The organism is Gammaproteobacteria bacterium (assembly GCA_016200485.1).
Classification (GTDB): domain Bacteria; phylum Pseudomonadota; class Gammaproteobacteria; order Tenderiales; family Tenderiaceae; genus JACQEP01.
On record JACQEP010000010.1, the window covers coordinates 297,296 to 310,309 of the forward strand.

A 13,014-nucleotide genomic window follows, 5' to 3' on the forward strand; every position below is an offset into this window, starting at 1 on the left:
CAACCTGCCTTTCGCTTACACAAAACGCTTGCGCTCACTTGAAGGTGGAATCGACATCGCTTCACGATATTTGGCCACCGTGCGCCGTGCAACATTAACCCCCTGATCCTCAAGAATTTCGGCAATCTTGCTATCACTCAGCGGTTTACCCGGATTCTCGGCACCAATCAATTTCTTGATCACCGCCCGGATTGCCGTCGATGAACAGGAGTCTCCGGCGGTTGTCGTGACATAACTGGAGAAGAAATATTTCAGCTCAAACACCCCGCGCGGGGTATGCATATATTTTTTCGTTGTCACACGCGAGACCGTGGATTCGTGCAACTCCAACTCTTCGGAGATATCGTGTAACACCAGCGCCTTCATTGCCTCTTCACCGTGCTCCAGAAAACCTCGCTGGTGTTCAACAATCGCCGTTGCCACCCGCAACAAGGTCTCATTGCGACTCATCAGGCTCTTGATAAACCAGCGCGCTTCCTGCAAATGATTGCGCAAATACGTGTTATCGGCGCTATTATCGGCACGCCGGATCAGCCCCGCGTAATGTGAATTTATTTTCAGTCGTGGCGCGGCATCCGAGTTCAGTTCAACCTTCCACTTGCCTTGAACCTTTTTCACAATTACATCAGGAATCACGTATTCGGGCGCCGACAATGCAACAGCCCCCCCTGGTCTTGGATTCATGGCGCGTATCACGCCAACTGCGCATTGAAGCTCTTCCAGTGACAGCTTCATGATTCGCAGCAGCCGGTTGGCGTCGCGATCCCCTAGTAAATCGAGATGTTCCTTGACGATTTGGATCGCGTTCACAACACCGGGTTGATCTTTATCAAGCGCCTGCAATTGCAACAACAAACACTCGCGCAAATCTCGCGCGCCAACGCCTACAGGATCGAAATTCTGGATTCGATGCAATACCATCTCCACCTCATCCAGACCCACCTCATAATCCAGATCAAGACCGTCACGAATCTCTTCCAGCGAGCCAATCAGATAGCCATCTTCATCAATCGAGTCGATAATGGCCTCGGCCACTGCGAGATCGGCAGCACTAAACGGCGTTAACCGCATCTGCCATACCAAATGATCGCGCAGGCTCTCCGCCCCTTCGCTCTGATTTTCAAACATCCGCTGATGATCATCGGCCGTCATGCCATGGGTAGTGGGCGTGAACGTGTCGTAAACATCCTCCCAATTGCTGTCCACCGGCAATTCATCCAGCATTTGAGCGTCTTGCAAATCAACGGCGCGATCGACATCGTTGGCCGTTTGCACCACATCCAGCGATTCTGTCACGGATTGTGGCACCGACTCGGTCACATCACCCGACTCATTCCAGTGCTCAGGCTCACCCGTCATATCGCCCGTCATATCACCCGAATCACCCGCATCGCCGAGTTCAAGCAGCGGATTGCTATCCAACGCCTCCTGAATTTCTGCTTGAAGATCAATCGTCGATAGCTGCAACAGGCGTATCGCCTGCTGCAATTGTGGCGTCATGGTGAGTTGCTGACCAAGCCGAAGCTGGAGTGATTGTTTCATGAGTGATGGATTACGCTTACACCAATTATCAATAAGTTACCAGTTTACAGTGTTTGCCTCAGGGTGGGCAGCATTGCAATTTAGAGATGAAAGTGCTCACCCAAATAGACCTTACGGACATGCTCGTCAGCGAGAATTGCCTCCGCCCCACCCTGAGCAATCACCTGCCCCTCGCTCATGATATAAGCCCGCTCACATATCCCCAAGGTTTCTCTGACATTGTGATCGGTAATCAACACGCCGATCCCCAATCCTCGCAAGTAGCTGATAATTCTCTGAATATCAATTACCGAGATCGGATCAACCCCGGCAAAAGGCTCATCTAATAGAATAAAGCGCGGCCGTATGGCCAAGGATCGGGCAATCTCGACCCGGCGCCGCTCACCGCCAGACAAACTCATTCCGAGGCTGTCTCGAATATGGCCGATCCGCAGCTCATGCAGCAGATTATTCAACATTTCCTGCTGCTGCTGTTTCGTCACACCCTTCTGCGTCTGAAGGATAGCGGCAATATTGTCGGCCACTGAAAGTTTGCGAAACACTGAGGCCTCTTGTGGCAAGTACCCCACCCCCAGACGAGCCCGCGCATGCATCGGCAAACGGGTAATGTCACGGCCATTGAGCAACAATCGCCCTTCATCGCTAGCGATGAGGCCGACGATCATGTAGAAACACGTCGTCTTACCTGCGCCGTTCGGGCCCAGCAACCCTACCACTTCACCGCTATTGAGCTCGAGAGAAACGCCATTGACGACCTTGCGACCACGATAAGTTTTGTGAATATTTTCGACGCTGAGCACGGTCATATCTTAATTGCTGCCAGCCGCATCGGGTTTCTTGCGTGGCTGGATCACGACCTTCACCCGCCCCGGTTTCTGAGTACTTGTAGCCTTACCTGCCCGCACCAGGCGTTGCTCAGTTTCATATTCAATACGATTGCCGGTAAACACATTATCGCCCTGACTCAAGCGCGCCGTGCCATCCAGCACCACCACCCCCTGCATGGCTTGATATTCAATTTGCTCGGCCTCACCGTTAGTTTCCTGAGCTTTGCCCGGTGCAGGCGCTTGATGAAAGCGCGCTGGCTTACCCGTTGCCACCATCTTATCGAGTTCGCGCCGGTCGCGACTGTGAATCACCACCTCATCCGCCCACAGCTGATTGCCACCCTGCTTAAACTGAACATTACCGCGATAAGTACTCACGCCACGTGTGTCATCGATATCCAGGCTGTCCGACTCAATATAAATCGGTTGTTCTGAGTCCACCTGTGCCTGGGCTACAGAAATCAGTACCAGCGAGAGCATGACACCTCTAATGACGCTCAACCACATACTCGCCTCGCACCTTCGACAATAATTGCAAATGACCTGCTTGCATGTCCACTTTCATACCTTCACCCCAAGTAACACCTCGGGCATCGCGAATTTCCACTGCCTCACTTGTCTCAGCCAATTCGCTGGTCTGATAAACTTTCAGCTCGCGGGTATTGATATCGACAGGACCATCCTCGGCCAAAGGCTGACGCCGAATCAAAACAGCCCCTCGTAGCAGTAACAGATCCTGATCTTGATACGCTGTGGCAGTCTCAGACTTGATGGTCCAGACCTGCCCATCCGGCCGATAATTTGTAAAGTTCGGCGCAACCAGCTCGGCGGCATTTTCTCCTTCGAAATGCAGCATCGATTTCGCCTCAAGCTGCTGGCTTAATCTACCTTCAACATCCATGGTCTTGGCAACGAACCCTTCGAGATAATAATCCGGCGCCTTCTCGGCACCCGCCATATGCTGTGCACCTGGCTCTGTACTGCGCTGTAACCAAACACTGGCAGCGGCCACTGACACCAATACCAATAGGCCAAGATAACGTTTATCGACACTGATGGCCATCGTCGTTCATTCCAGATAATGGGCCAACTGCGCCTGCCAATTACCTTGAGCTTCCATGATCAATTCACAGATGTCGCGCGCAGCCCCGCAACCGCCACGACTGGGTGTTTGCCAGTGGGCATGTTGCTTGACCAAAACATGCGCATCCTGCACCGCCACAGCAAACCCGACCTGGCGCATTACCGGCAGATCGATCACATCATCGCCGACATAGGCCACATCACGCGGATCAAGCTGCAGATCATTGATGAGTTGCCGAAAAGCGACGCGTTTGTCTTGCTGCCCTTGATAGACATGCTTGACACCGAGACCATTCATGCGATGATTTACTACCGGCGAATTACGGCCGGTAATAATCGCAATTTCGACGCCGGTCTCTTGCAGCATTTTCATGCCGTGGCCGTCGCGAGAATTGAATTTTTTATACTCATGCCCCTGATGATCCATAAACAAACCACCATCGGTCAGCACACCATCGACATCGAAAATCACCAGCTTGATCCGCGCGGCCTTGGCCAGAATATCCTGCATCTTTCCTTCCTCTCAAACGACGCCGGCGCGCAACAAGTCGTGCATATTCAGCGCCCCGACCAGCGCGCCCTTGGCATCCACCACCGGCAGGGCGTTGATCTTGTGCGTTTCCATCAACCGTAAAGCCTCGGCTGCCAATTCATCTTCAAGCACGGTTTTGCATTGCCGCGACACCAGATCGGCAATTTTGGCTTTATAAACATCGACACCTTTATCGATGGTGCGGCGCAAATCACCGTCGGTAAAGATACCGATCAGCTGTCTCTGTTGATTCACAACGGCTGTCATCCCCAGACCCTTGCGTGACATTTCCATCAACGCATCGACCAGCGAAGCATCTTCACCCACTACGGGCAGGCGCTCGCCACTGTGCATGATGTCGCGAATCAGCAGCAACAAACGCCGACCCAAACGCCCCCCCGGATGCGAACGGGCAAAATCTTCGGCAGTAAAACCTCGCGTTTCCAATAATGCAACAGCCAAGGCATCGCCCATCACCAGCGAAGCAGTCGTGCTGGCCGTCGGCGCCAAACCCAAAGGGCACGCCTCTTGCGCGACACCGACATTGATATGCACATCCGCCGCCTTGCTCATCGTCGACTGCGGATTGCCAGTGCACGCAATCAGCGGCACGCCCAAGCGTTTAATCAACGGCAAAATGGTAATAATTTCTTCGGTTTCACCGGAATTGGAAAATGCCAACACCACATCCTTAGTGGTGATCATGCCGAGATCGCCATGACTGGCCTCACCCGGATGCACAAAAAATGCGGGCGTGCCGGTGCTGGCAAGCGTGGCGGCGATCTTGCTGCCGATATGGCCGGACTTGCCCATGCCGATGACGACAATACGCCCCTCACAAACAAGCATGTATTCGCAAGCGCGGACAAACTGATCATCAATGCGCGACCGCAGGTCAGTGACCGCACGCGCCTCGATGTCAACGACCGCCAACGCCAGTTGTTTCAACTTTTCGCGCTCGGAATCGCTAAGACGCGGTGCATTTGAGTGTTGTTTGACGATCATGCCTTTTCCGGGTAACCCAATTGCGCCAGTTTGGCGGTAATCTGCTGCCGGTCGAGATGATCGCCCTGCACCGTCACTTCAGCGCGGCCAAGATCAACGTCCACATTGTTGACACCCGCAACTGTCACCAAGCCATTGCGGACATTGGCCACGCAGCCCTGGCATTTCATATTAGCGACTTTGAATTGCAGTGTTTCCATCACGTCATTCCTATTTTGCGTTGTACTCCCCTCTCACACATGTGGGAGAGGGGCTGGGGGGGAGAGGGAACTTGTGTTCGCGCCTACGGGGCGCTCAGATAATGCCCCGCCAACCCCGCAAACACCGCGATCCCAACCCAGTTATTGTTCAAAAAAGCCTTGAAACAACCCATGCCGTCACGGTCACGAATTAGATATTGTTGATAAGCCATCAATAAGGTGGTGACTGCCACTCCCATAATATAGAACTTACCCAGCTCCGCCCGCTGCCCGATGATCAACAACACCACGACCATCATCCCCTGGATGATACCGATGATCACCCGATCAGCCTCACCAAACAGGATGGCGGTGGATTTGACCCCAATCTTCAGATCATCGGGCCGGTCGACCATGGCATACATTGTATCGTAGGCGGTGGCCCATAACACGGTAGCGATTAGCAATAACCAGGCCACCGCCGGCACCGCTCCGGTCTGGGCGGCAAAGGCCATGGGCACCGCCCAGCCAAAGGCCAAGCCGAGATAAACTTGGGGTAAATAAGTGTGCCGCTTCATAAACGGGTAACTCACCGCCAGCACGATGCCAACCACCGACAGGGCAATCGTCAGCCAGTTGAGGGTCAACACCAACAGAAAGGCCAGCAATCCCAATCCCGCAAACAGCAGCAATGCCTCTCTGGGACTGACCAGACCTGAGGCCAGCGGCCGTTGGCGGGTGCGCTCCACAAACGGATCGAGGTCACGATCGGCGTAGTCGTTGATTACGCAGCCAGCCGAGCGCATCAAAAAAACGCCCACGACAAACACCACCGCTACCCAGATATCGGGATGACCGGCACTCGCAATCCATAACGCCCACAGTGTCGGCCATAGCAATAAAAAGGTACCGATTGGCCGATCCAGCCGCATTAATAAAGCATAGCCGCGCAGCCGTTCTTTATTTAGCACGATGCAAGCACTCCCTTCATGACTTGTGCACACCCTTAGGAACCTCTGATTAATCCGCAGACGCTGCTTCAGCGGATTAATCAGAGGTTCCTTAATCGATTGCCGCGCTCTTGAGGCGGTGGCGGCACAAAGATCTCACTGACCAATAACGGCAAGCCGCGTAAACGAAACACCGTGCGCCGCCCCCATAGCTGCGTTGCCTTTGCCAGTTTTTCGGGCACCGCGACATGATATAACAGCTCATTAGCATCAATCTTTGCTACCTCAATCCGCCCCCGGCGCATGGAACGATCGCGGAACAATTGTTCTCCCAGCGGCCGGCCACCCAGACACGCCAGACGCCGATGACGCCCCCGCAACACTGGGCGCGGCAACACCGTTCGCGCATACACCACCGTCCGCTCACCGCACAACAAATGAACCTGGCGTACCCAGGCCACCTGCCGATCGCCCAAACCCAGTGCCGCGCGCTCACTGCGCAACGGCCGGGTCCAGCGCTGATCCAGAACCCGAACTTTAAACTGCCCCGGACAGGCGCGCTTCAAACGCTTGGTCAGTGAACCGGCATCGAACAACCAGGGCGCAATCTCGGGCGGCATAGTTTCGCGGCGCAGTGTCACGCCACGGCGCCAATGTGGTTCACCCGGGAATCGCGATTCATGGTAACGTCGTGTCACAACACTCGCTCTAAATTTTGCCGTCATTAATTTATGAAATGACATATTGCTGAATTTCAGGGGAAAGGGGAAAGATAAAAGAGGAAAGGGAATGTGTGCGCCAAAGGCGCACCGTTATATGCCGTCGGCCTTTGGCCGACCCAATCCCTTGTATCTTTTCCCTTTCCCCTTTTCTCTGATTTTTAAACTTCACCATATCTCTGCGCCGCACCCACCCAGCGGCGGATCAGCGGCGGTACCCGCTCCGGCCAACGCTGCAACAAAACGGTGGCTGCTTGGGCCACGGCCGGAATCAAATCGCGATCGCGGGCCAGATCCGCCACCCGCAATTTCAACAAACCGCTCTGCCGCGTCCCGAGCACTTCGCCCGGTCCGCGCAACTCCAAGTCACGACGCGCAATTTCAAAGCCATCATTCGTCTTGCGTAATGCCGCCAGCCGCGCCGTACCCTGCACCGACAGCGGTTTATGATACATCAAAACACAACTACTACTGGCGCTGCCACGACCCACCCGGCCACGCAACTGATGCAGCTGCGCCAGGCCCAAACGCTCGGCATTCTCAATAATCATTAAACTCGCGTTCGGTACATCGACGCCAACCTCTATCACCGTCGTTGCCACCAGCAAATTGATTTCGCCCGCTTTGAACCGGCGCATCACTGCTTCTTTTTCAGGCGCTTTCAAGCGACCATGGACCAGACCGATTTCAAGTTCGGGCAAAGCTTCTTTGAGTTGCTTTGCCGTCTCCTCCGCCGCCTGACACTGCAAGGCCTCTGATTCTTCAATCAAGGTGCAGACCCAATACACCTGCCGTTGCTGCGCACACACGTGCCGCACGCGCACCACCACCTCAGCACGGCGACTATCGGGAATCACGACGGTCTCGATCGGCTTGCGACCTGGCGGCAACTCATCGATCACAGAAGTATCAAGATCGGCATAAGCCGTCATCGCCAACGTGCGCGGGATGGGCGTCGCGGTCATAATCAACTGATGAGGACTGCAATCATCAACGTTGCCTTTATCGCGCAACGCCAGACGTTGATGCACACCAAAACGATGCTGCTCGTCAATCACCACCAGACCAAGCTTCGAGAACTCGACATCATCCTGGAACAACGCGTGAGTACCTATCGCCACCGCCGCTTTTCCTGAACGCAAATGCGCCAGCGTCTCGCGCCGCTGGCGCACCGCTTGCTTGCCCGTCAACCAGGCGAACTCAATCCCAAGCGGCGTCAACCAGGCGCCAAAATTACGCAGATGTTGCTCGGCCAATAATTCGGTCGGCGCCATCACGGCCGCTTGATAACCTGATTCCACCGCCTTCAACACGGCAAACGCCGCAACTATCGTTTTGCCGGAACCGACATCACCCTGCACCAACCGTTGCATGGGATGCGGTTGCGCCAGATCTGATGCGATCTCAGCCAGCACTCGCCGTTGCGCCGCTGTCAATTGAAACGGCAGATTTTCCAGCAAACGATCGGCCAATCCAGAACGCACCGCTAATTCGGGAGCGCGCCGCTGCTGCACCTTCAGCCGCAGTTGGCGCAGACTTAAATGCTGCGCCAGCAACTCCTCAAACGCCAGGCGTTGTTGGGCGGGATGAGTGCCTTCCAACAATTCGTCCGTGACCGCACCACGCGGCGGCCGATGCACAGCCTGTAATGCCTCGCGCAATGTCGGCAGCTCCCAATCCGCCAACAATTCTTCTGGCAAATAATCGGGCAGCGATTGTTGCTCCACCAACAATAAAACTTGATCAACAAGCTGCCGAATCGTCCGCTGCGAAATGCCTTCGGTAACTGGATAGATCGGCGTCAAGTGATCATCGACCGGCGCGATGGCATCCACTTCAAAGCGTCGATACTCTGGATGCACCATCTCCAACATTGCGGGACCACGCCGCACTTCACCAAAACAAAGTACCCGGCTACCGCGCACTAAACTGGATTGTTGTTGGGCATTGAAATGAAAAAAACGCAGCAGCAAACTACCCGTGCCATCGCTGATCCTGACCAACAATGCACGCCGCTTGCCGTAGTGAATATCACCTGCTTGAATTTCACCTTCAACGACAACTTCATCACCAGGATGCAGACCACCCATCGGCGCAATGCGCGTCCGATCCTGATAACGATGCGGGAGATGAAACAACAGATCTTGAACAGTGAACAGATCGAGTCGCCGCAGCTTGTCAGCCAGGCGCGGCCCAACCCCTTTGAGATATTGAATAGGCGAATCAAGATGCGTCGCGGCAGAAACAACGGCCACGTTTGATGTCACCACAACGAATTAACCCGCCAGCTCCATGATGGCATCCATTTCCACCGCCGCACCACGCGGCAGAGATGCCACACCAATCGCGGCCCGCGCCGGATATGGAGGATGAAAATATTCCGCCATCACCTGATTCACTACCGAAAAATGACTCAGATCGGTCAGAAAAATATTGAGCTTGGCCACATGTTGCAAGCCACCACCGGCTGCCTCGGCGACCGCTTTCAGATTTTCAAACACCTGGCGAATCTGTGCTTCCATGTCGCCCTTTACCAACTCCATCGTCGCAGGCACCAATGGAATCTGCCCGGAAAGATACACGGTTGTCCCAACCTTTACCGCCTGCGAATAAGTCCCGATGGCTTTTGGTGCCTTATCGGTATGAATAATTTGACGATTCATGAATGCTCCTGAATAAACCTAAAAACTTCAATTTCAAATTTCACCACAGAGGCACAGAGATCACAGAGGAGAAAACTTTCATGGTATTCATCTGCAGTGATCGCGCCCCATGTTCGTTCCCCCTCCTCCTTACTGGAGGAGGGGATAAAAACCAATACATCAACCCCGCGCCCGCGCGATCCTAATCACCGGTTCGATCGAACGAATGCGCCGCATCAAATTGGCTAAATGCTGCCGTCCCTGCACTTCCACCACCACCGACATCGTACTATGCCGGCCATCGCGCTCTTCGATACTGACGTTATCGATATTGGCACCCATCTCCGCAATCGCCGCTGCAACCGTTGCCAACACTCCACGCTGATTCAGCACATCGATACGCACTTCCACCGGGAAATCACTCTTGACGTGCGGCTCCCACTGCACATCAATCCACTTTTCCGGCAGCTTGCGATACTCGGCTACGTTTTTGCAGGATTCGACATGAATCACAATCCCACGGCCAGCGGTAACAAAGCCAACAATATTATCTCCCGGGATCGGCCGGCAACATTTGGCAAAATTGATCACCATGCCTTCGGTGCCTTTGATCATCAGTGGCCGCGACGTAGCACTCTTCTCGCCGCGCAACCAGGAAGGCACCATCTTGGTCAGCGTATCCATCAGGCCATGACTTTCTTTCTTCACCTCAGGGATAAACCGACGCGCCACCAGCATCGCCATCCGGTTACCCAGGCCAACGTCTTCGAGCAAACGGTCAACCGAGTCCAGTTTAAATTCATTCAACGCTGTCTGTAGTTCCGCAGCAGGCAAATGCTCGACCGACAAACCGTGGGCTGCCAATTCATTATCCAACAACCGCCGACCGAGACTAATCGCCTCATCGCGCTGCAAATTCTTCAGGTAATAACGAATATTGGCCCGCGCTTTACCTGTCACCACAAAATTAAGCCATGACGGATTCGGACGCGCATTCTGGGCAGTGATAATTTCAACTGTTTGGCCGTTGGTCAACGGCGAACGCAATGGCGCCAACCGACGGTCGATCTTGGCGGCAACGCAGCGATTACCCACATCCGTATGCACCGCATAGGCGAAGTCCACGGGCGTTGAACCGCGTTTGAGCACCATGATCTTGCCCTTGGGCGTGAAGACGTAAACCTCACGCGGAAACAGATCGATCTTAACGTTCTCGAGAAACTCGACCGAACTGCCGGCATTTTGCTGCATTTCCAGCACGTTACGCATCCACTCGCGCACCCGTGCATGCGGGCCAAGATGCTGCTGGTCTCCGGTCTTGTATTGCCAATGCGCGGCAACACCTGCGTCAGCAACCCGATCCATGTCCTCGGTGCGAATCTGCACCTCGATCGGCACACCGTAAGGTCCGAACAAAATCGTATGCACCGATTGATAACCGTTAGCCTTGGGAATGGCAATATAATCCTTGAATTTGCCTGGCACTGGCTTATAAAGATTATGAATCGCACCCAGGACGCGATAACAGCTGTCCACGCTATCCACCACAATCCGGAAGGCATAAACATCAAACACTTCAGTAAACGACAAACCCTTGCCGCGCATTTTTTGGTAAATGCTATAGAGATGTTTTTCGCGGCCAATGACCCGTCCGGACAAATGCTCCTGTTCCAAACGTTCCTTGATGCCTGATTCGATTTTATTAACGATCTCGCGGCGATTACCACGGGCGCGTTTCACCGCATCCAGCAGCACGCGATAGCGATCGGGATACAGCGCTTTAAATCCAAGATCTTCCAACTCCAGGCGCATGGCATTCAAGCCCAGACGATTGGCAATGGGCACAAAAATATCGAGTGTCTCGCGGGCAGTGCGGCGCCGTTTTTCCGGCTGCATATGCTCCAGGGTACGCATATTGTGCAACCGGTCGGCCAGTTTGATGAGCATGACGCGCAAATCGCGCATCATCGCCAGCAGCATCTTGCGGAAGTTTTCTGCCTCCGCAACCGCTTTATTTTCGAAACGGATTTGCGTCAGCTTGGTGACGCCGTCCACCAGCTCGGCAATCTCATCGCCGAACTCTTTATTCAGCGTCTCTTTGCTGACGCCGGTGTCTTCAACAACATCATGCAGAATGGCAGCAGCAACGGTGTGATAATCAAAACGCATCTCGGCCATGATCTTGGCCACTGCCAACGGATGCGTAATGTAGAGCTCGCCGGACTGACGGCGTTGTTCTTTGTGTGATTCAGCACCAAAGACGAAGGCCCGGTGCACCTCGCTGATGTGGGCGGGTTCGAGATATTTCTCTAACTCCGCCCGCAATTCATCAAACAGAGGCTCCAGGCCTTGGGCAAGCTCAGAAGATAACGAGACTGGATCGGAAGCGTTCAAGCACTGCCTCGGCGATCTTAATCGTCGACACCCTCATCCGCGATGACCTGCGTCGTTTCCGCGGTCACTTCCTCAACGGAAATCTTGGACACTTCGTCCGTGCCACGCTCGGTCTCAATCTGGTCCAGCAGTGCCAGGTTCAGCTTGTTCTCGGCGATTTCGCGCAGCGCGACAACGGTAGGCTTGTCGTTTTCCCACGGTACCATCGGCTCCTTGCCCGAGGCAATCTGCCGGGCCCGCTTGCTGGCCACCAGCACAAGCTCAAAACGGTTATCAACGTGTTCCAGACAATCTTCGACGGTTACGCGTGCCATGGTCAACTCCAGGGTAAAAAGGACAGTTTCAAGGAAACGAAGAATTATACATGATCGGACAGGGTTAGGTTAAGTCGGATTAACTCAATAAGCCCTTGATTGTTTTGGCCTGCCGTATCCGCTGCACCTCCATCCGCTGGCGTCGGGCCCGGACAATCGCCCGCAAATCGGCCAGGGCGGTGTCAAAATCGTCATTGACCACCACATAATCGTACTCAGCATAGTGCGACATCTCGGTCACCGCCTCGCTCAGCCGGCGCTGGATCACCTCTTCGCTGTCCTGCCCCCGGCCCCGGAGCCGGGATTCCAGCACCTCCCGCGACGGCGGCAGGATAAAAACCCCGACGCTGGCCGGCATCTTCGCCCGCACCTGCTGCGCCCCCTGCCAGTCGATCTCCAGGATCACATCGATTCCCTCCCGCAACTGCTGCTCGACCCACTCGCGCGAGGTGCCATAGTAATTACCAAATACTAGAGCGTGCTCCAAAAATACATCGTCCTCGATCATGCGCTCAAAGGTCGGCGGTGTCGTGAAATGATAATTCACCCCATCCCGCTCCCCCGGCCGAATCGGCCGCGTCGTGTGCGACACCGACACCCGGATATCCGCCATCGAATCGATCAACTCCTTGACCAGACTGGTCTTTCCCGCACCGGAGGGGGCGGAGATGATATATAGAGTTCCGGCGTAAGGGGCTTGGCCGTCATGCGGGCGATGTCGCGGCATAGGTAAAAAATCCCTGAATGAACTGGTTAAGTCTGAATCATATCGCCAAGCGGCTAAGGGGTCGAATTTTTGTAACCCCGTTAAACCACACTCGTCTGAA

The 13,014-nt window shown here is 54.4% G+C and carries 14 protein-coding genes; all 14 read right to left on the reverse strand.

The features are described from left to right. Positions 1 to 15 precede the first annotated feature (15 nt). Positions 16 to 1,542: an RNA polymerase factor sigma-54 gene (locus tag HY272_06755; protein MBI3772382.1), complete on the reverse strand. Its 1,527-nt coding sequence runs from the start codon at positions 1,540 to 1,542 to the stop codon at positions 16 to 18. Positions 1,543 to 1,622: 80 nt separating this feature from the next. Continuing rightward, complete coding sequence (gene lptB / locus HY272_06760) at positions 1,623 to 2,348, reverse strand: LPS export ABC transporter ATP-binding protein (GenBank protein MBI3772383.1); 726 nt, start codon at positions 2,346 to 2,348, stop codon at positions 1,623 to 1,625. A gap of 3 nt (positions 2,349 to 2,351) precedes the next feature. Then, positions 2,352 to 2,870, reverse strand: coding sequence for a lipopolysaccharide transport periplasmic protein LptA (gene lptA, locus HY272_06765; protein ID MBI3772384.1), 519 nt, complete (start codon positions 2,868 to 2,870; stop codon positions 2,352 to 2,354). Then, positions 2,857 to 3,432, reverse strand: a complete 576-nt coding sequence (gene lptC / locus HY272_06770; protein MBI3772385.1) for an LPS export ABC transporter periplasmic protein LptC — start codon at positions 3,430 to 3,432, stop codon at positions 2,857 to 2,859. Before lptC ends, lptA begins: the two co-directional genes overlap by 14 nt. Before the next feature lie 6 nt (positions 3,433 to 3,438). Continuing rightward, complete coding sequence (kdsC, locus tag HY272_06775; protein ID MBI3772386.1) at positions 3,439 to 3,963, reverse strand: 3-deoxy-manno-octulosonate-8-phosphatase KdsC; 525 nt, start codon at positions 3,961 to 3,963, stop codon at positions 3,439 to 3,441. Between the two features lie 12 nt (positions 3,964 to 3,975). After that, positions 3,976 to 4,989 carry a KpsF/GutQ family sugar-phosphate isomerase gene (locus tag HY272_06780; protein ID MBI3772387.1) on the reverse strand — a complete coding sequence of 338 codons (1,014 nt, stop codon included), beginning with the start codon at positions 4,987 to 4,989 and terminating at the stop codon, positions 3,976 to 3,978. Beyond that, positions 4,986 to 5,189 carry a heavy-metal-associated domain-containing protein gene (locus tag HY272_06785; protein MBI3772388.1) on the reverse strand — a complete coding sequence of 68 codons (204 nt, stop codon included), beginning with the start codon at positions 5,187 to 5,189 and terminating at the stop codon, positions 4,986 to 4,988. The genes HY272_06780 and HY272_06785 overlap by 4 nt, the downstream gene beginning before the upstream one ends. Positions 5,190 to 5,272: 83 nt before the next feature. Then, positions 5,273 to 6,100: a 4-hydroxybenzoate octaprenyltransferase gene (ubiA, locus tag HY272_06790; protein MBI3772389.1), complete on the reverse strand. Its 828-nt coding sequence runs from the start codon at positions 6,098 to 6,100 to the stop codon at positions 5,273 to 5,275. A 119-nt stretch (positions 6,101 to 6,219) separates the two neighbouring features. Next, positions 6,220 to 6,816 carry a chorismate lyase gene (locus HY272_06795; GenBank protein ID MBI3772390.1) on the reverse strand — a complete coding sequence of 199 codons (597 nt, stop codon included), beginning with the start codon at positions 6,814 to 6,816 and terminating at the stop codon, positions 6,220 to 6,222. 182 nt (positions 6,817 to 6,998) lie between these two features. After that, a complete protein-coding gene (gene recG / locus HY272_06800) occupies positions 6,999 to 9,092 on the reverse strand; it encodes an ATP-dependent DNA helicase RecG (protein MBI3772391.1) in 2,094 nt (697 codons plus the stop codon). Between the two features lie 21 nt (positions 9,093 to 9,113). Continuing rightward, entirely contained in the window at positions 9,114 to 9,500 is a 387-nt protein-coding gene (locus HY272_06805) for a RidA family protein (GenBank protein ID MBI3772392.1), read from the reverse strand. 159 nt (positions 9,501 to 9,659) lie between these two features. Further along, a complete protein-coding gene (gene spoT / locus HY272_06810; protein MBI3772393.1) occupies positions 9,660 to 11,816 on the reverse strand; it encodes a bifunctional GTP diphosphokinase/guanosine-3',5'-bis pyrophosphate 3'-pyrophosphohydrolase in 2,157 nt (718 codons plus the stop codon). Between the two features lie 74 nt (positions 11,817 to 11,890). Then, complete coding sequence (gene rpoZ / locus HY272_06815) at positions 11,891 to 12,187, reverse strand: DNA-directed RNA polymerase subunit omega (protein MBI3772394.1); 297 nt, start codon at positions 12,185 to 12,187, stop codon at positions 11,891 to 11,893. Between the two features lie 79 nt (positions 12,188 to 12,266). Further along, entirely contained in the window at positions 12,267 to 12,914 is a 648-nt protein-coding gene (gmk, locus tag HY272_06820) for a guanylate kinase (GenBank protein MBI3772395.1), read from the reverse strand. Between the last annotated feature and the right edge of the window lie 100 nt (positions 12,915 to 13,014).